This window comes from Gluconacetobacter aggeris, from assembly GCF_014174395.1.
Taxonomy (GTDB): Bacteria; Pseudomonadota; Alphaproteobacteria; order Acetobacterales; family Acetobacteraceae; genus Gluconacetobacter; species Gluconacetobacter aggeris.
This window is the reverse complement of sequence record NZ_JABEQD010000022.1, coordinates 16,252-34,489: the sequence shown is the minus strand read 5'-3', so window position 1 is coordinate 34,489 and position 18,238 is coordinate 16,252. Positions and strand designations below refer to the sequence as shown.

The 18,238-nt window shown below is 59.8% G+C and carries 17 protein-coding genes; 9 read left to right on the top strand and 8 right to left on the bottom strand.

The window, feature by feature from the left end:
• The 5 genes from HLH36_RS18670 to HLH36_RS18645 all read left to right on the top strand — a co-directional run.
• The coding region (locus HLH36_RS18670; protein WP_182987793.1) for an MBG-2 domain-containing protein at positions 1-1,036 on the top strand (1,036 nt) is incomplete at its 5' end.
• Between the two features lie 12 nt (positions 1,037-1,048).
• Positions 1,049-2,824, top strand: coding sequence for a ShlB/FhaC/HecB family hemolysin secretion/activation protein (locus HLH36_RS18665; RefSeq protein ID WP_182987792.1), 1,776 nt, complete (start codon positions 1,049-1,051; stop codon positions 2,822-2,824).
• Positions 2,825-3,212: 388 nt separating this feature from the next.
• Positions 3,213-4,022 carry a hypothetical protein gene (locus HLH36_RS18655; RefSeq protein ID WP_182987791.1) on the top strand — a complete coding sequence of 270 codons (810 nt, stop codon included), beginning with the start codon at positions 3,213-3,215 and terminating at the stop codon, positions 4,020-4,022.
• A gap of 130 nt (positions 4,023-4,152) precedes the next feature.
• Positions 4,153-4,992: a phage Gp37/Gp68 family protein gene (locus HLH36_RS18650; RefSeq protein WP_182987790.1), complete on the top strand. Its 840-nt coding sequence runs from the start codon at positions 4,153-4,155 to the stop codon at positions 4,990-4,992.
• A 48-nt stretch (positions 4,993-5,040) separates the two neighbouring features.
• Positions 5,041-5,307, top strand: a complete 267-nt coding sequence (locus tag HLH36_RS18645) for a hypothetical protein (RefSeq protein ID WP_182987789.1) — start codon at positions 5,041-5,043, stop codon at positions 5,305-5,307.
• Positions 5,308-5,349: 42 nt separating this feature from the next.
• Here the strand turns inward: HLH36_RS18645 and HLH36_RS18640 are convergent, their stop codons facing one another.
• From HLH36_RS18640 to HLH36_RS18625, 4 genes are read right to left on the bottom strand one after another with little or no spacing between them, the layout of a single operon-like run.
• The gene (locus tag HLH36_RS18640) at positions 5,350-8,523 is read right to left on the bottom strand and encodes an error-prone DNA polymerase (RefSeq protein ID WP_182987788.1); all 3,174 of its coding nucleotides are present in this window, start codon (positions 8,521-8,523) and stop codon (positions 5,350-5,352) included.
• Positions 8,516-8,764 carry a hypothetical protein gene (locus HLH36_RS18635; RefSeq protein WP_182987787.1) on the bottom strand — a complete coding sequence of 83 codons (249 nt, stop codon included), beginning with the start codon at positions 8,762-8,764 and terminating at the stop codon, positions 8,516-8,518. Before HLH36_RS18635 ends, HLH36_RS18640 begins: the two co-directional genes overlap by 8 nt.
• The gene (locus HLH36_RS18630; protein WP_182987786.1) at positions 8,764-10,296 is read right to left on the bottom strand and encodes a DUF6504 family protein; all 1,533 of its coding nucleotides are present in this window, start codon (positions 10,294-10,296) and stop codon (positions 8,764-8,766) included. The genes HLH36_RS18635 and HLH36_RS18630 overlap by 1 nt, the downstream gene beginning before the upstream one ends.
• Entirely contained in the window at positions 10,187-10,987 is an 801-nt protein-coding gene (locus tag HLH36_RS18625) for an ImuA family protein (RefSeq protein ID WP_182987785.1), read from the bottom strand. The genes HLH36_RS18630 and HLH36_RS18625 overlap by 110 nt, the downstream gene beginning before the upstream one ends.
• Before the next feature lie 447 nt (positions 10,988-11,434).
• Here HLH36_RS18625 and HLH36_RS18620 point away from each other — a divergent pair, with 447 nt between their 5' ends.
• The gene (locus HLH36_RS18620) at positions 11,435-12,301 is read left to right on the top strand and encodes a hypothetical protein (RefSeq protein WP_338030491.1); all 867 of its coding nucleotides are present in this window, start codon (positions 11,435-11,437) and stop codon (positions 12,299-12,301) included.
• Here HLH36_RS18620 and HLH36_RS18615 read toward each other — a convergent pair.
• The 3 genes from HLH36_RS18615 to HLH36_RS20305 form a co-directional block, all read right to left on the bottom strand.
• Positions 12,227-13,009, bottom strand: a complete 783-nt coding sequence (locus HLH36_RS18615; protein ID WP_182987784.1) for a hypothetical protein — start codon at positions 13,007-13,009, stop codon at positions 12,227-12,229. The two genes, HLH36_RS18620 and HLH36_RS18615, sit on opposite strands and share 75 nt — an antisense overlap.
• 1,013 nt (positions 13,010-14,022) lie before the next feature.
• Entirely contained in the window at positions 14,023-14,340 is a 318-nt protein-coding gene (locus HLH36_RS18610; protein WP_182987783.1) for a hypothetical protein, read from the bottom strand.
• 169 nt (positions 14,341-14,509) lie between these two features.
• Positions 14,510-14,767: a helix-turn-helix domain-containing protein gene (locus HLH36_RS20305; RefSeq protein ID WP_182987782.1), complete on the bottom strand. Its 258-nt coding sequence runs from the start codon at positions 14,765-14,767 to the stop codon at positions 14,510-14,512.
• A gap of 321 nt (positions 14,768-15,088) precedes the next feature.
• Between HLH36_RS20305 and HLH36_RS18600 the strand changes: the two genes are divergently transcribed.
• Positions 15,089-16,165: a hypothetical protein gene (locus HLH36_RS18600; protein ID WP_182987781.1), complete on the top strand. Its 1,077-nt coding sequence runs from the start codon at positions 15,089-15,091 to the stop codon at positions 16,163-16,165.
• A 167-nt stretch (positions 16,166-16,332) separates the two neighbouring features.
• A complete protein-coding gene (locus HLH36_RS18595; protein WP_182987780.1) occupies positions 16,333-16,890 on the top strand; it encodes a hypothetical protein in 558 nt (185 codons plus the stop codon).
• A 303-nt stretch (positions 16,891-17,193) separates the two neighbouring features.
• Here HLH36_RS18595 and HLH36_RS18590 read toward each other — a convergent pair whose 3' ends face one another.
• Positions 17,194-17,493: a host nuclease inhibitor protein gene (locus HLH36_RS18590; RefSeq protein ID WP_182987779.1), complete on the bottom strand. Its 300-nt coding sequence runs from the start codon at positions 17,491-17,493 to the stop codon at positions 17,194-17,196.
• Positions 17,494-17,563: 70 nt separating this feature from the next.
• Here HLH36_RS18590 and HLH36_RS18585 point away from each other — a divergent pair, with 70 nt between their 5' ends.
• A complete protein-coding gene (locus HLH36_RS18585) occupies positions 17,564-18,214 on the top strand; it encodes a recombinase family protein (protein WP_182987778.1) in 651 nt (216 codons plus the stop codon).
• Positions 18,215-18,238 lie beyond the last annotated feature (24 nt).

Below are 18,238 nucleotides of genomic sequence, written 5' to 3'. Positions count from 1 at the left end.
TGGCGACAGCGTCTCCGCCGTCACCCTGGCCACGCCGGCGACTGGCGCCAGCAATGTCGGCCACTATGGGATCACCGCTGCCGGCGCGACCGGCACCGGTCTGTCGAACTATGCCGTCACCTATCGGGGTGGCACGCTGACGATCGACCCGGCCGCGCTGACCGTCACCGCGCTCGACCAGACCAGCACCTACGGCAACAACCCCGCCCTCGGCAGCTCGGCCTTCAGCACGACCGGGCTGGTCAACGGCGACAGCGTCTCCGGCGTCACCCTGGCCACGGCCGCCACGGGTGCCAGCAATGTCGGCGCCTATGGCATCACCGCTGCCGGCGCGACCGGCACTGGCCTGTCGAACTATGCCGTCACCTATCGGGGCGGCACGCTGACGATCGATCCGGCCGCGCTGACTGTCACCGCGCTTGACCAGTCCAGTACCTACGGCAACAGCCCCGCCCTCGGCAGCTCGGCCTTCAGCACCAGCGGGCTGGTCAACGGCGACACCGTCTCCGCCGTCCGCCTGACTACGAACGCCACGGCCGCGAGCACCGTTGGGACCTATACGATCGCCGCCAGCACCGCGACCGGCGATCGTCTCGGCAACTACCACGTCAACTACCGCCCTGGCGCTCTGTCCGTTGTGATGGCGCCGTCGTCCGCGACGGCAGGGCTGTCCGCCGATCTCCGTTCTCAGGGCGTCGACTCCCTAACTGGCATCGTTAGCCAAGGGTTGAATACGGCTTTCGTTGCCGACCACGTCAGCGCGATCGCTACCCTCTCCGGAATCTCGTCCGCCCACGAGACTTCAGGAAGCTCGACGGTTGTGTGGCCACACGAGAGCGCGGGTCCTGACGAGGTCCAGACACCAGAAGCCAGATCGACGGTCAGTCGACCCGCCGAAGAGGCACGCTCTGCAGCGCCGGCGCGCGCGCTTCCCCGGACGGCATTGCGCGCACATCTGCCGGCCAGACTCACATCCCGGAATGACGGGAACATCCTCACCCCACCCGTGTCTGCTCGCAATCAGATCGCGCGGTAAGGAAACAAACTTATGCCGAATCTAAATCGGGCCTTATTGGCGACATGCGCGGTTATCAGCCTTGGAGGGCTCGTTAGTAATCGCGCCTTTGGTCAAGCCTATGAGCGCGACAAACCAAAAAATCCCGCGCCGCTATCGACGCCCGATCAGATTCAAGAGCCACCACGGGAGAGCGACGTCCTGCCCGACACCAGGAAGGTCGTTGTCTCCCGACTGGCCGGGATAGCGTTCTGGGACAATCCGGAGAAGATGCATAAGGATGGGGTAACCCTGCGCGCCAATGGTATTTGGCACGATCCAAGCCTCGACCTTCTCGATACAGCTTCCTTCCAGAGCGAAATCGCAAAATATCTCAATAAGCCGCTCACACTTGCTGATATTAATAGCATCGTCTCTAAAGTGAGCGACCTGTATCGGACGCACGGACGCCCCTTCGTCTATGTTGCCATTCCGCCCCAGTTTCTTGGGAGCGGTGTGGTTCATTTCGTCATAATGGAATACCGGCTCGATAAAGTTTCCGTAAACGGGAACCACTGGTTTTCAAGCGAGCAGATTTCCCGAATGAGCGGGCTGAGATCGGGAAAGATACTCACGCTCTCCGACGTTCGGTACGGAATCGAGCGTCTCAACGATAACCCGTTCCGGACAGTAAATGCCGTCTTCTCCCCGAGCACAGAAAAGGGCGAAACTAACGTATTACTCCAGACAACAGACCGGTTCCCGTTGAATTTGTACGGCACCTTCGACACGGGAGGATTGCCAACCCTCGGACGGGAGGAGTGGGAGGTAGGTGGAACATGGGGCAATGTTTTCGGTTTAGGCCACACTTTGTCCTATCAGCTTACCCATTCAGTAAGCGAGCTTTACAATAGTCATTCGATCAATTACTCCGCGCCACTTCCGTGGGGCGACCAGATCCATGTCTTCGGATCCTATGCCTGGAACCGCCCCCGGGAGACTCTGAACGGGACCGAATTTGTCGAGAACGGCCACTCCGGACAGGCGAGTTTTCGTTATGTCCACGACTCACATCCGATTGAGGTATTCGGCCAAAAAGCGACATTGTGGCAGCAGATCTCGGCGGGCTTTGATTATAAAACGACGAATAACTCAATCGAATTCGGGGGAATTTCAGTCTACGCCACCAACGCTGAGACTGTTCAGTTCCCAGTCGCTTACCGACTGACGTTACGCGATCCCTTTGGCGAGACCCAACTCCGGAACCAGGCGACATTCAGTCCTGGCGGGCTCACGGACGGCAACCACCGACACAGTTTTTCTCTTCTCGTTCCTGGTGCGAGCCCCCGCTATATTTACGATACCATGACGCTGGCTCGGACGACCTGGCTTCCGTGTGATCTTTCGTGGACGGTACAAGCAACGGGGCAGATCTCAACCACCAATCTGATGTATGCAAATCAGATCGGGCTCGGCGGGCTCTATACGACAAGAGGATACTTCACGGACACGATCCTCGGATCCGAGGGGGTAACCGTTGCGAATGAGGTCCACTCGCCGGCTTGGCACCTTCTCCGGGATCAGGACCTTGAGCAGATCGGGGTCTTCTTTGATTACGGCCACGTCTCCCAGGTGCGCCCGATTCCCAATCAGGTCAATTCGCTGGACCTCTCGAGTGTTGGATTGGATCTTCACCTTCAGGAATCCAGTTACGTCAACCTGTCATTCAATATCGGATGGCGGCTACGCTCGTTGCCCACCGTCAAACGCAATGAAGGCTACGGAAACAAGGGAGCGTTCGGTAATATTTCTATCACCGTAGGGTATTAATGAATGCGGTTACCCCTGACTGGCGGCCTTCTTCTTTTGTTCATCTTCGGCGAGTTGCGCCTCTTGGCGCTCAAGTTCGCTTTCAATTGCGCGGCGGATGAACTCAGCCATACGTCTTGGGCCCACCAACGCTTCAATCCTTTCCCGAAGAACGTTCGGAAGTCGGACATTTGTGGAGCGAAAGTTGAGTGGTGGGCGTCCCATGTGCGGACGCTATGCCCCAGCGCCCGTTCCGTCAATCTTCCATAAACGGCACCGTTTATTGACATGGATAAACGGTGCCGTTTAATCTCTCCATGTCTTCACTCTGCGGCCTTCAGGACAGAAGGCTCACCTGCCAGCATCGCGGCCCATGGCTATCCGTGCGGCTATCCAAAGGAATCTTCGTATGCGTCTTCAGAGTAATCCGCTCCTCCTTCTTGCCGGCTCGGTTTTCCTCCTGAGCGGTTGCGGCGGCTCCACACCAGCACCTGAGCCTGTTTTGCTTAGCCAGTTCAGCGCGAACACGGACCGCTTCACCGTCGTCAGCGCCGTCGGCAAACCCGACGGCTCTATTCAGAAGGATGGGCGCAACTGCGACATTTACCGGCTCTATACGACCGGGTTGACGTCGGGTGGCCGCGCCGCGGTGAAGGCCGCAGAGGTGTTGACCAGTGTCGCCACATTGGGCGTCGCTCAGATCGGCTGGGCGATCGGCAAAGCGGGCACGCGACCGCAGGTTCACACCGTCCTCTTCTGCTTCGCGAGCAACGACAAACTTGTCGATATCTACGACAAGGATCCGACGAACACGTCTATTGCGGTCCATCGTATCGTGAACCGTGAAGCGTACAGTGCGCCGATCGTAATGCAGGCGGCTTCGTCCCCGAGTACTATTGCCGAGGTTGCAGCATCACCAGCTTCACCCTCTTCGTCGGATACGGGCCCGACGACGGATCGTGAAGGGGCGGGCGCTACTGTCACGACCGATCCCTCAACGGGCGCCGAGGTCATTCACGAGAAACCCGTGGCGCCGAGAAAAGCCGCCGAGGCCGGATCGATCAGTTTGGGCAACGTATCGCAGGAAGCAACGACCGGGCTCGCGCAAGTGCCCACGGAAAAGGTGGTTGTGAAGGCTGACGCAACGGCGGAGGACCTCAATGATGCCAGTGCACGCCAGTCGGAAGCCGCGAATAAGGCGGCGTTGCACAGTCGGTGACTGGCGAGGCTGCCGCCGGTAGCCGGGGTTCGGGGAGTTACAGAGGTGATCTGCTCTCTCCGATCTCTGCCGCCCTGCCAGAATAGAGACGGCGAAAATACGACATGCTTCTTTTGATCGAGAGATTTCAATGGGAACGAATTCGGGGATCGAATGGACAGATCACACTTTCAATCCGTGGGTAGGCTGCACGAAGATTAGCCCAGCTTGCGATTACTGCTATGCTGAAGGGTGGGCGAAACGTGCTGGGCACCCAGATCTATGGGCAGGCAAACGCCGCCGCACCTCTGAGAAGAACTGGAACCTGCCTTTGCGCTGGAACCGGGAGGCGCAGGGCTCGGGGAAGCGCGCGCGCGTGTTCTGCGCGAGCCTTGCGGACGTGTTTGACAACCAGCTGCCGGCTGACTGGCGGATCGATCTCTGGAATCTCATCGATGCGACGCCGTGGTTGGACTGGCTGCTCCTGACGAAGCGGCCGCAAAACATCTCAGGAATGCTCCCGCCATCCTGGCTGGAAGCGCCATGGCCGAACGTGTGGTTGGGAGCGACGGTCTGCAACCAGGCGGAGGCGGATCGGAATGTCCCCCATCTAACTGCAATCCCGGCTGCGCTGCGTTTCCTCAGCATTGAACCGTTGCTCGGCCCGCTGACCTTCCGCTGGGCACGATGGGTCGACCAGGACGCCACGTTGCGGAAGTTCGGTCGGCTCGGCCATCTCGAGGGGCTCCGGGGGATTCACTGGGCGATCGTAGGCGGTGAATCGGGGCCGCACGCGCGCCCGATGGATCTCGCGTCGGCCAGGACCCTTCGCGACGAGTTTCAGGAGGCCGGAACCGCATTCTTCTTCAAGCAATGGGGGGAGCACGACGCGAGCGGCATCCGCGTCGGAAAGAAGTGTGCCGGCCGGCTGTTGGACGGCCGCGTTTGGCAGCATATGCCTGCGCCTCGTTCGCTGACAACGTTGCGGTGAGGGATCTGGTGGTGATAAGAACATACCAGGAACAAAGGAACCGCCCCCGTGACAGCCTCGGTCGAGACAAAGATTCTTTTCCAGCCGTATCGATGGAAGAGCCAGAAGCGTGGTCCTGACCGCCTGGAAGCGGCTCCAGCCATCGAATGCAAAGTTATCGGTGATGGATTACGCAAGATCGAAAGGATTCGCGCCGGCGACACCGGCTTCGCGGGCGCGCAGCTCGTGCGCATCTCGGTGGATGTCGAAGCCGGAGATTACGGCGAACCCGAGTTTCTTGACGAGGCCGGGCATGTTCCGGCCCGGGACGAGTGATTGGCCTTTCGGTCGCTACGCGATCGATTGCTGGATATCCTGCTACCGGAAGTCCCGAGCCCGTTGGAGGATTCTGGCCGAAGCAGGGCCGTCTTCCCGGCCGATCTTGCCGAGGTCGGCCGTGAGGTCCTCGAACCGCACGGCGACGACATGGATGACATCGCCCTCTCGCTGAAGCAAACCGTGCACGGCGACCATCGCGGCGCCGACAACAATCCTCCGCTGCGCCTCCATCCGGTCCTTCCAGACAACCAGGTTCGCCGTGCCGGTCTCGTCCTCGATCGTCATGAACAGGACGCCCTTCGCCGTGCCCGGGCGCTGCCGCATCAGCACGATGCCGGCAACCGACACGCGGCGCCCGTCGCGCAGCGCGCCCAGGGCGCCACATGACGTCAGTCCGCGGTTGGCCAGTTCCTGGCGCAGAAAGGCCACCGGATGCCGGCGGAGGCTCAACCCAGTGGTATGGTAATCCTCGACAACCTCCCCGCCCTCGGAGAGATCCGGCAGAACGAACATCGGCTCCGCAATTTCCGGCTCCGGCCGGTTGCGCAGTGCGTCGGCGGCCGCGAACAGCGGCAACGGACTATCGGCCAGCCCCTTGATCTCCCAGAGTGCCGCGCGTCGATTCAGCCCCAGGCTATGCAGCGCGTCCGCCTCGGCAAGGCGCTCGATCGCCGAGACCGAGATGTCGGCCCGCCGCCAGAGGTCATCCACGCTCTCGTAGGGCGAGGTCCGGTTGGCAACAAGTTGCGCCGCATGGTCGTTGGAAAGTCCCTTCACCAGGCGAAAGCCGAGCCGGACCGATTGTCGCGGGCTGCCCGGCCTGCCTTCGAGGGTGCAATCCCAGCGTGACCGGTTGACGTCGATCGCCCGGATCTCCACGCCATGCTCGCGGGCATCCCGGACAATCTGCGCCGGCGCGTAGAAGCCCATCGGCTGGCTGTTGAGAAGCGCGGCGCAGAACACATCGGGGTGGTGGCATTTCAACCAGGCCGAGGCATAGGCCACCAGTGCGAAGCTGGCCGCGTGGCTCTCCGGGAAGCCGTAGCTGCCAAACCCTTCGAGCTGGCTGAAGGTCCTCTCGGCGAAGGCTTGGTCGTAACCCCGATCGACCATCCCCTGCACAAGCTTGTCCCGAAACACCGAAACACCGCCCGTGAATTTGAAGGTCGCCATCGAGCGACGAAGCTGATCCGCCTCCCCGGGCGTGAAGCCGGCGCAGTGGATCGCAACCTGCATTGCCTGTTCCTGGAACAGGGGCACGCCGAGCGTCTTCCCGAGAATGGCTTCCAGGGCCGGGGAAGGGCAATCGGGATCCTCCAGTCCTTCGCGCCGGCGGAGATAGGGATGCACCATATCGCCCTGGATCGGGCCCGGGCGGACGATCGCCACCTGCACGACCAGGTCGTAGAAGGTCTTCGGCTTCAGGCGCGGCAGCATCGACATCTGCGCCCGGCTCTCGATCTGGAATGTGCCGAGCGTGTCCGCCCGGGAGATCATCGTATAGGTCCTGGCGTCCTCGGGCGGAATGCTGGCGATATCCATCCTGATCCCGAAGCGGTCGTCGAGCAGCTCGAAACTCCGGCGCAGGCACCCCAGCATGCCAAGGCCCAGCACATCCACCTTCATGAAGCGCAGGACGTCGATATCATCCTTGTCCCAGGTGATGATCTGCCGGTCCTCCATGGCGGCCGGCTGCACCGGCACCAACTCGTCGAGCCGATCGCGGGTCAACACGAAGCCGCCCGGATGCGTACCGAGCTGCCGGGGAAAGCCGATCAACTGGCGGGCCAGGTGCAGCGTCAGCGCAAGTCGGCGATCGCTCAGGTCGAGATTGATTTCCTGTGCCCGGGCCTGCAGCAGGTCCGGATCGTCCAGCGCGGAGCCGAGATGCTTGGCCATCTGCGCGGTCAGATCTTCCGCAAGTCCGAGCACCTTGCCGACCTCGCGCAGCGCGCCGCGTGGCTGGTAACGCATCACCGTCGCGCACAGAGCGGCGTGGCTCCGCCCGTAACGCCGATAGATCCACTGGATCACCTCCTCCCGTCGGTCACTTTCGAAATCCACGTCGATGTCGGGCGGCTCGTTTCGCTCGGCCGACACGAACCGCTCGAACAGCAGGCCGCTGCGGACGGGATCGATCGCGGTGATGGCCAGCACATAGCAGACCGCGGAATTGGCGGCCGACCCGCGCCCCTGGCAGACGATACCGAGCGAGCGCGCGTACTGGACGATCGCGTTCACGGTCAGGAAATAGGGCGCGTATTCCAGCCGTCCGATCAGATCCAGCTCGTGCTTGAGTTGGGACAGCACGTTCTTCGGCGTGCCGACAGGATAGCGGCGCGGCAAGGCTTCGCGGACCAGGCGCGTGAGTGTCGCCTGCGGGGCTTCGCCGGCGACGTCGCTCTCAGCCGGATACTGATATTTCAGATCCGCCACGCTGAAGCAGCACCGCGTGGCGATCGTGCGCGTGGCCGCGAGCGCTGGCTCAAATCCCCGGTAAAGGGCCACCATTTCGTCCGGCGATTTCAGATGCCGATCTCGGAAGGGCTCACGGTCTGCCCCGAGCTGATCGAGCGGCGTTCCCACCCGGATTGCCGTCAGCACATCCTGCAGGATATGGCGCTGTGCGTCGTGGTAGAGCACGTCGCCGACCATGACGGTCGGCACGCCCGCTCCGCCGGCGAGATCCGCCAGTGCCTGAAGGCGCGCCAGATCCCCGGGGCGCCGACGCAGGGTCAGCCCAAGATAGGCGCTGTCGATCCCGCCTTTCCGCTCCAGGCCCCCGAGACGGCTCAAGGCGCGGGTCAGTTCGGAATCCGGCATATCGGGAAGCAGGACGACGACGAGCCCGGCGCCGCCCGCCTCCAGGTCCTCCCAAGCCAGCGTGAACACCTGCCGCTCGCCCCGCTTGTGACCAAGCGTCAGCAGACGACACAGGCGGCCCCAGGCGGCCCGGTCGGTCGGATAGGCGAGGAGTGCGGTTCCCTCGGTCAGGTCGAGCCGTACGCCCGGGACCAGGCGCACGCCATGTTCCTCGGCTGCCACATGCGCGCGGATGATCCCGGCAACCGAATTATGGTCGGTCACGCCCAGAGTGTCGTAGCCGAGCGCGGCCGCACGGCCGAATAACTCGTCCGGGTGGCTCCCGCCCCGTAAGAAGGAGAAATTGGTCGCCACCTGCAGTTCGACATAAGGGGCAGCGCTGTCAGCCATCGCCGGGCTGGGGGTGTGCGTTCGGATGGCGATGCTGGCTGGTATCGGGCAGGGCGGCGCCGGTGCCGCACCGCACCAGACGGAAGCCGCAGCGGCGAAGATGTTCGACCAGGCGCTCCGCGACGATGCGGGCCATCAGCTCGTCGGCGTCATGCACGCGCCGGCGGCCGTCATAGCGTAGCGCGTGGCTGAGCGCGTCCGCGATCTCGGCCGGATCTGCCGGCTTCAGCTCCTCCGCCATCAGAGCACCCCATGGACGAACCAGGTGAGGTCGCCCGACCATTCATGGGCCCCGTCCCCATGGCGGAACAGCCAGAAACGGCATCCCTCATCGTCCTCGACGACCCAATAATCGCGGACGGCGCCATATTCGTCGGCGTCGTGCCACCATTCTCCATGGATCCGTTCCGGGCCATCCGCGGCCCGCACCCGATGGCGCTCGCCGCGCCACACGAAGAGGCGTGGCGGGTCGGCCGGCAGCGTGCTCAGCACCTGGATTGGTTCGGGTGGAGAGAACAGCCGGGCAGGGCGCTGGGCGCTCCATTGCCATGCAATCGGGTTCGCTTTCCGCCCGCGCGTGTCGGGCAGCGCCACCCGAACCTGCGTGCGCTCGGGGAGGTGTGAGCCGGCCTCAGCGAGGCGATAGATCTGCTCTATACCCTCGCGATTCCGCAGTCGATCGATCAGGCAGCCAAGATCCTCCGCCCCGTGGTCCGCAGCCAACAGCCCTCGCATACGACCGTCGACCGGGATCGGCTCGCTCCGGATGACGACGAGCTGCATCGCCTCAATGCCGAATCCCGGCTCGATCGTCTCGATTCGCTCCTTCAGCAGCCGGGCGATATGCGCGCGCTCGTAAGCCGGCGCGGCCAGGCCAACACGGCAGACCTGCACCGAGGCGTCCACCCGTTCGCATACCAGATCAATCAGGCGGGCACCCACGCCTCTCCGCACCAGCTCGTGCGAGACATCGTCGACCAGGACCTCGATCACCGTGGCGATCGCCTCGGGCGTCCCGATCGGCTCGACGAAACTGCGCCGCGGCGCAATCGCATCCCTCGGGCGCAGCGGCTGGATCGGTTCGAAGACGGTGCCCATCGCCTGGTCCAGACGCCGCATCAGGTCGGCACCAAAACGTCGCGACAGGGGCGCTCTCGGGGCGGCCTGGAGAGCGCCGATCGTGCGCAGGCCGAGCCGTTGCAGGCCTTCTTCCGTCTGGCCGGTCAGGCGCAGGCCTCCGACCGGCAACGCGGCCAATGCGGCACCCTGGCCGCCGGCCGGCAGGATGATGCGGTCATTCCGCCCATAGCGGGCAAGCGCATGCGCTGCGCCCGGCGTATCGGCGAGAGACAGGCGGCAGGTCAGCCCCAGGGACACCAGACGACCGGCCAGCGTATCGAGCATCGGGGCTTCGCCGCCCTGCAGGTGATCGCATCCCGTGCTGTCGATCCAGATCCCATCGGGCGGATCGATCGCGACCAGAGGCGACAGCCACAAACACCATTCGGCAAGGCGCTCGAGAGCAGCCGAATCGGCGTCAGCATCGAGCAGGGGCGTAGACAGGTCCGGAACCAGCGCCCGCGCGTGCGTCAACGCCATCCCGGGCACGATCCCGGCCGCCCGTGCAATGCGGTCCGCCGCAGCCACGACATGCCGGCGTCCATCATGCGTATGCAGCGCCAGTCCTGATCCGGCCGGCTCGTCCGGATTGCGCCGGCGCCATAGGTCCGTGTGCCAGAACGGGAGCCAGAGGGAGATGATGCGGCGTGGCATGATGAGGAATCTCACAGGACCAGAACGCGGGACGGCCGCCGCGCTGACGCTGCAGCTCGATCGTCCAGCGCTCGGGACCAAGGGCAGGAAGCGAGGTCGGAGCAGAAAACGGCAGAACGCAGGGCTCTCCACGAACCCGCCAACGGGTCTGGCAGACGCTTGGCGGCAGCCGGCCAGTATCGGGCGGCGCGGACTCTCGGTGCAGCAGAAAGCCTGTCGTTCCGCCCGCCTCCGATGCGAGCTGGAGCCGCCGCGACGCCGTCAGCGAGAGCGGCACGTCCAGATCCGCCACCACGGCCTCCACCGTCCGCTCGCGCAGAATGTCCTCACACAGACCGGGCACGTTTTCGGGCCTGGTCTCGATGCAGATCACCTTGCCAACGTCCAGTCCGGCCGCCCGGATGCCGGCCAGATGCAGATCCAGGTAGCGTCCGGAGATCCAGACGATTTGTCCCTCGGTATCCGCCAGGATCGAGGCGATGAAGCGTGATGGCTTGGCCGCCACACGCAGGTCGCTGCCGGCGCCGTAGAATTCATGCACGACGCCAGATGGCAGGCCGCCTCCGAGGTGCCGATCGACGTCGGCCAGGCCGGTGCGGAGATGGCGTGCTGGGTCGGATACCCTCGATCGGCGTTCGATCCGCGCGATCTGCTCGCGCAGCAATTCCATCGTCTCTGTGTGCTGGTTCATCGCCGCTCGCTCCCGCTCCCTCAGGATCGGGCGGATCATAAGCAGGAACAAAAAGAGAACACAAGCGATTCATCAGATGGACGGCCGGGAACTGGTGATGGCCCGCTGGCGGCATGCCTTCCCCGGCCTTCGCGTTGAAGGACCATAAGGTCGATCGGGGTGTGGCGAACATCAGGAATACGGCATCACCCCATTGGCGCCGTGCCATTTACCGCTTTCGCGGAGAATGGCCTACTGCCTGACCGTCGGATCCAGCCGGTCTGGTTTGCTGCCGCACAGAGTCGGCCATTGCGGTTCTTTGCAGGGCTGTGAACGCCGGCTCCGCATTGTGAAGGGCGTGCTGCGCCTTCTCGGGCGCATCCGGCCAGCCAGGACGCTGCGCGACCCACCCCACGTTCTGACTCGCTTTCCTGAAGGGGCACGCATACCCTGCGACAATAAAACATAGTGCGTGAAGTGGGAAATCATGGAAGCGTTAATTGGCCCAAACGGCAGAATCTGAAAAAAAATAGTAATGAATTCTTAAGATATATAGGCTATCTTGGCGACGACTTCGATCCGATTTCCTACTCTATACGGAACCTCGGGTTCGCTGCCATCGGGATATTTGCGCGTTATACACGCGTTCGCTTTCAGCAGGCCTTGTTTCCAAGACCTTGCCTGCAGCGTGTTCTGGAGCTTCTCCTCTATCATTCACCAGAGCGCATCGTCCTCGAACGTGCCGGTACGACCTTCATGCCGCTGGAAGTTCTTCATAACCTCAATGACGCTGTTGCCCGTTTGCGCACCCTCCAGGAAGCCACCCCCGACGAAGACGGGCCTTCGGACTCTCCAGCTATCATAAGCCTGTCGCTGGACCGCCTGCGGGATCCGAAGAGGGCAAGCATGAGAATGGCGTTCGAAACGTGGAAGAAGGCCCGGCGATACGCCAGAGCCCATAATGTCGCTCAGATCGCCGCAGATCCTCTGTTTGGGGGCGGCGGAGTAGCGTGGATGCCTGGCCAGGATCGTTGCCTGATCGAGGCATGGCCACAGACATATGGAAAATATGGCAAGCTGCCTTACGACAGCTTGCTTGGCCGTGACGTACGCGACCTTCCCGACGGCAGATACCTGCTGCCTACGACGCGGAGCTATTTTAACGTGGCTCATGATCAGGCTCCACGTCTGGAACTCATCGAGGCACTGGTCACACACCCCGATGGTTCCAGATTCTGGTCTCGCTACGAGAGGCTGCTTTTACCCTGGAGAACCAGTATGTCGGACACGTTCGTCAGTTCCATGCCCCTGCTCAGGCTCGTGAGGAGTCTGTAAGTTACTCCGAACGTAGCGGGCCAGATCTTCCGGGGTTTCCCAGATCAGGTTGCAGTCGAAAGTACGCCAGGGACTGACGATACGCATCCCAGGCTGGACGACCGGATGGCCATAGAGGGGTAAGAGCACGCGGGTCAACGCACCGCGCTCCACCATGCCGATGGTAAAATCCGGTCCCCACGTCGCAAGCGAAATACTTCTCATCATGCCGATGGTCAGACCCGGAAGCCGCTTGCGGCGATAATGAGGATGGCACCACAGTCCGCCGGCGAACACGACCCGTCCTGCTATGTCGGCTGCAATTGGCGCAGCGGCTGTCCACCTTTCATTTGGGCTCATTTGCGTGGCCGGGTCGCGATAGGCGAAGCGACCGGACTCCCATTCTTCACGCAGCGTGCTTGTTGGCCAATCATAGCGGCGTAAAATCAATGTTACGACCGGTTCTCCATCCGCCTGTCCCTCCACGTAAATGATGTTACCCGGATTTATATCCGAGATGGCCGGATCGTAGATTGGTGAAAGTGGCTCCCACGTATCGAGATTTTTTCGATTGACCTCAACCAGCCGGGTCAAGTCGCGTCCCAGCCGCCACGATATGCCTAGACGGCGAGCAGACTCTGAAAGCTGCAGGAAGAATCGACCGATTTCTATTTTTGGCCCATAGTTTATTTCAACTGCATCCAGGAATGGACGAAGTGCCTCTGACATAATTAGCCTCTTTTACGGGCGAAATTGCCCGAAAAGAACGCTACTTATTTATTAACGAAATCACCTTGACTGCACTCATTTACATTTTGGACATTTATTTTTTATTAACCATTGATGGCGCAAAAGCGCCACAGCAAGCATGAGGTGGGTAAGCAATGTGTAAATCGATAGACGGGATTACCAGGGGCGTCCGTCCCACGGAGCCCCGCCTATCGCCGTCATCGGCGATGGCCCGCGTCCTGCGTGACCTTTATAAGGGCTTGCCGCCATGGGCACATTGCGAGGGCCGCCCAATGCCCGGGGGTACCGGGCGAACAGAGGAAGCGTTACGCCAACGTGGTTTGATTACCGGGTTCGGCCGAAATCTGGCCCTCACGGAAGCGGGGCGTCAATGTGCCGCGCGGATGGACGAGAGGGGGAATAGCCAACCCTCGCATGATATGTCGCAGATAAACAAGCGGTCCAGAGCTGGTTAACGGGAGCGTGTCAGCCATGGCACGCTCCCGGGGTTTAGGTGCCAGTCGCAATACGGTGAGTGCAGGCACCTCGTGCTCTCGGCGATGGCCCAGCAGTCATACAGCCTCCACCTCCGATCGCCATTCCGGCGAAAATACTTATATCGACAATGCCACCATTGTACGGATTTCATCCGAGCACTCTGGTGAGAAAGTTACGTTGATACCGAACGGCGGTACAAAATCTATTTTGAAACACATCCTATTCTTACATAATTCTGCCCTAAGTCTCAATAATTCGCCGTAACATGTATTGAGTTCTGAGTAACTCAAATAAGTCCTCGATATCATTTTTTTATTTCAACCTCATGTCTACGGGGGTTATCTTGACACGCCAAGGCGATATGCCGCGATTTGAGCAAAGCCGATAACTATCCCAACCGTTACAGATATCCAACCACAAAACCGGGAGAGCCCTGATATCGCACCGCGATCGCGACCTCGATATCCTCACGCAACCATAAATCTGCGTCTTGTCGATCGCTCACAAATCTGCGCTTACACTCCCTCCTCTAAAGAGAATTGATTGATGACATTTCCATCCATCGTAACGACATAGCCAGTGACCTTGAAACTGGAGAGACTATATCGTTTGATATGTCGCCAAAAAAAAACACGCCGGGTCGGCGCGATTGCCTCTATATAATCATCCACGCTCTCCCGTGACGCGTTTGGACTCCAGTAACCTAACTGGTCCAGCCCCCCTTCGTGCATAGCATCGCTGAACTCCTTGATCAGCGCTCCATTTGAGCACAATGCTATCGAACCATCTGGAAGCAATGTCATCGTCAGCCGACTCCCAAGCAAATGGGTCACTGAAACCGTGTCCCTAAATTCGCGGAGGAACCACTCAACGAAGGCTAAATCCGATTGAAACGTAATACTGCATCCTACCGGCATATTTTATTCTCTGCAATAAGTATTAATAGCGTTGATCAGGACATCTCTCCGTATAGTAGCCACGCGAATGCTAGTTTTTCTTATCTCAGTGACAGTGAGACAGACCGGAGATAAAGTCCCTGGGGCCGGGGGATTGCATTCCAGATACGACGGTTAGCTCCGCGCTCTGCGTGTTATAGGAAATGGACTTGCCAGTTACGGCCCTATATCGCCGCCACCAGTCTCGCCGCTGTTCGAGCGCCAGATTATAGACCAACCGGCAGCTTCCAGCGATCCGGGCAAGGGTTTCCTGCTGCTCAGAGGTCGGAAACAGCCGGTAGGTATTGGCCTTGCGCTGAATCATCCGCAAAACATAGACGTGTTGCTCGGTGCGTACAAGACAAATGCGCCTTATATCCCCGCCCTGAAGGACCGGGTTTTACGGCGATCATGATAAGCCATGGCGCGCTCCGGGCGTGAGGGAGACACCTGCGCGCCAGTTCGGACGCTGCGGCAACCATCGCGAAGTAGACGCGGCCTTCAGTCGCAGGCCAAGGGTACCTCGAATGTGGCTACCCAGCCATCACGCAAAAGAGATAGCTACCGGCACCCTCTCCAACTTGTCGCGATTAGAAGTGCGATGATACGTTTTGTTATGTAATGATACATAATGTAGGAGCACGCGATGCTGGGTGTAGCGGTCCGTTCGCAAGATCATTCCGGGCGCAATATCTCTGACCGGCACTATACCACAGGCAAGGCCGAGCATAGCGGCAGCGATCTTGGCACACATACCGACCGCGCCGAGGTGGAGGGCACGCAGGACGCCACGATCATGTCGATCGGGCATCCTGCCAATTCTGCGGAATTCCTCATTTTTCGCGGATACGGCCCAAAGGGCACGATCGTCGACGCAGCGAGCTTCGAGGAAGGGCGTGCAAAACACCGGGATAATCAGCGGCCTGATGATGTCGCTGAAACACCAGCACAGTCGTCACATGTCAACCTCGCCCCGGCTCTTCTTTCGAACAAGCTCATGGTCAGCACAGGATCAGGAGATGGTGGTGGGGGAAGCGAAGGCGAGAACATCACTGTCACTGCTCCGCGGACAAACCAGCAGCCCCCCCCTGAGGCTGCGCCTGGCACCGTGCCTCGCGGTCAAAATGGGGACGGATCAGACGGCACCGGGGGATACTCTTCCACGTCAACAGTTGCCTCGGTTGCCGACAGTTCTCCCGCGATCCAGCTTATCAGGACAACCCCAACCGGCGATTCGGAATACAACAAATTAATCTCGGAAGGGTGGAAATTTACGTGGACGGATCAGTTACAAAGTTTCACAAATCGAACTGATCACTCCATAAATATCAGTAACCGATGGATCAATGATCCACACGCGGCGGCTAGCCAAATCGCGCATGAGATGGGGCATGCACTTTACGACCCGCCTGTGGACGAATCGAGCCGCGATAATTTTATACGCACCGAACTCTACGGCGAAGGTGCCGCAACAGCAAATAATATCAAGATCAGCTTGGAGGCTGGTGATCGCAATATTCCCATATCTGGGTCGAGTGAATTAATTGGTACCTATATAGATGAATATAATGATGGAATCCGTGCGGGTGACATGACGGTTGCTTACAGAGAAATTGGGAATACCTACGGCACATCCGAAGTTACCGGAGCGGGCGTATCGTATTCCGAAACTTACGGGCACTGGTACGACGTTGAAAAGGCCACGGGTCAAATTACGAAATAGAAAGCGTGATCACACATCGGCGGCCGGACGGCGGAAAGATTCTGTTCCGACAGACGAGGACGCTGATGGACCGCACAACCTCCATTGTAATGGCAGTATATTCTTGTATGCGGATGCCTGAATTCCCGCATTTCTTCTGCCCTCACGCATGTTTGAGAGGAAAACATATGCGACGTCTACACGTTCCGAAATTGATAGCGGGAATTTTAATACTTGTACCAACTCAACTTATGGCTAATAGTCATTGGTGCTATAAATCCGGCTGTACCTATACAGCGGCAGACGTCATTATCGGCCTGGGATCCCACCTTCCGCGTAGGATCGATGCTTTTGAGGTGATGACGGGAGAGACCATTTTTTATTACACCTCAGACCAGACCTCGCATTTCTCGGGACGTAGCGGCAGCTATTCGCGTCTGCACCGCCCACTCAAGACGGAAGAGGGCATTGTGTTTGATACGGTCGAGCTTTTCGTAACAAACCCACCCTACGTCAGCGAAATCTATTTCCACGTCGACTACAGTGCCGGGGCTCAATGTCTCCGCGAGGATATGCTGTTAAGGCGGCTCTCTCTGCCAGCAATTTCTGGCAAGCCGCGAGATTTCGAGTACAGCCCTGTAATCGAGGATTTGATCAAATTTTCGGCGACACAGCGTGGAGCCGACTCCTGTGTTTCATCCATTGAACTGAAATACCGTCCAATAGCTCATGCTCGACCTGGTTGATGCGCCATCGACGTTCGAGAAACTCCGTTTTTCGGGGGGTTACGTTTGCAGCTACTCAACGTGTGAAAGGGCAATACATCCGCCTCCACCAGTAACGTAGACTACTGCAGTGTGTCCCGAGAGGATTACCGCACCTGGCTCCCGAACAGTTCGCTCGACCGGCAATCCCTCTCTCACTCCTGGCCAGCACATAATGACGTCACCGGGTTTGTGGCTGGCATTGAAGGCGTCACATTCTGCCTGCATCTTCTTGTTAGCCTTTATCAACAATTTGCTCACAGGAGCCTCCGGGGGGTTTGGATGTCAGATGCCGGTCGGCCAGCCACTACGGCCTTCCAGCCGCATTCCGATCAGATCGCGGAAGTAGCGCCACGCCGCGCGCGCAGCATCTTCCCTGTCAGCTTCGGGGATGCCGGGCACCAACAGCGTCTCGCCATCGTAGGCGCGGCGAGTGTTGACCTCCACGATCTCCCGAATCTTCTTGGTGCTGCGGGCGTTAACAAGTGGAAGAGGCCCATCGGGAAACGTCGGGCCGAAGTCGATTTCGCCAGATCGGAAGCAGTATGCGTGTATGACCATCTCTATAGCATATATTGTCATCATAGGTCACACCGATCGTCCTGTCAACTATGTTGACAACAAATAGGGTCCCGCAATATAAAAATGTGCCTCATTGAACAAGGTTTTTAACTTGTCAGACCGTCCACAGGAGCCTGAGCACCGCACGCTAATCGGATACGCCCGCGTCAGCACCAATGACCAGAACAACGAAAGTCAAATTGACCGATTGCTCCATTTTGGTGTCGAGCCGGCGGCGATATTCCAGGACAAGGCCAGCGGCAAGAACATGGCACGTCCTGGCTGGAAAAACTGTTGGAAGGAATTGCGCGATGGTGACGTTCTCGTCGTCACCGCGATAGACCGTCTCGGCAGAGACCTAATCGAGGTGGTGCAGACGGTCAAAGCGCTGCACGACAAGGGCGCTGATCTGAAGGTTCTTTCTATGGACCTTGATACCCGGACGGCCACGGGACGCCTGATTTTCGCTATCATCGCCGCGATGGCACAATGGGAACGCGAATTGATCGTGGAACGGACCGTCAACGGACTGGCGGCAGCGCGGGCGAGAGGCAAGACAGGCGGACGGAAAGCGGTTCTCTCGGATTCCCAGGTCGCCGAAGCTATGACACGAATACAGGCTGGTGAAAAATCAGCAGAAGTCGCCGCCGATTATGGAGTGACCCGGCAAGCCATCTATCGGCGGGCCAAGAGCATGAGGAAGGATAGCGGCAATGACTGCGACGCAGACGAATATTTTGTATAACGGGAATAGGAACGGAATTGTATC

Excerpts from the sequence above, each read along its gene's own strand:
- HLH36_RS18665 (WP_182987792.1), top strand. The coding sequence starts at position 1,049 with ATGCCGAATCTAAATCGGGCCTTATTGGCGACATGCGCGGTTATCAGC.
- HLH36_RS18655 (WP_182987791.1), top strand. The coding sequence starts at position 3,213 with ATGCGTCTTCAGAGTAATCCGCTCCTCCTTCTTGCCGGCTCGGTTTTC.
- HLH36_RS18650 (WP_182987790.1), top strand. The coding sequence starts at position 4,153 with ATGGGAACGAATTCGGGGATCGAATGGACAGATCACACTTTCAATCCG.
- HLH36_RS18640 (WP_182987788.1), bottom strand. The coding sequence starts at position 8,523 with ATGGCTGACAGCGCTGCCCCTTATGTCGAACTGCAGGTGGCGACCAAT.
- HLH36_RS18635 (WP_182987787.1), bottom strand. The coding sequence starts at position 8,764 with ATGGCGGAGGAGCTGAAGCCGGCAGATCCGGCCGAGATCGCGGACGCG.
- HLH36_RS18630 (WP_182987786.1), bottom strand. The coding sequence starts at position 10,296 with ATGCCACGCCGCATCATCTCCCTCTGGCTCCCGTTCTGGCACACGGAC.
- HLH36_RS18625 (WP_182987785.1), bottom strand. The coding sequence starts at position 10,987 with ATGAACCAGCACACAGAGACGATGGAATTGCTGCGCGAGCAGATCGCG.
- HLH36_RS18615 (WP_182987784.1), bottom strand. The coding sequence starts at position 13,009 with ATGTCAGAGGCACTTCGTCCATTCCTGGATGCAGTTGAAATAAACTAT.
- HLH36_RS20305 (WP_182987782.1), bottom strand. The coding sequence starts at position 14,767 with ATGATTCAGCGCAAGGCCAATACCTACCGGCTGTTTCCGACCTCTGAG.
- HLH36_RS18600 (WP_182987781.1), top strand. The coding sequence starts at position 15,089 with ATGCTGGGTGTAGCGGTCCGTTCGCAAGATCATTCCGGGCGCAATATC.
- HLH36_RS18595 (WP_182987780.1), top strand. The coding sequence starts at position 16,333 with ATGCGACGTCTACACGTTCCGAAATTGATAGCGGGAATTTTAATACTT.
- HLH36_RS18590 (WP_182987779.1), bottom strand. The coding sequence starts at position 17,493 with ATGATGACAATATATGCTATAGAGATGGTCATACACGCATACTGCTTC.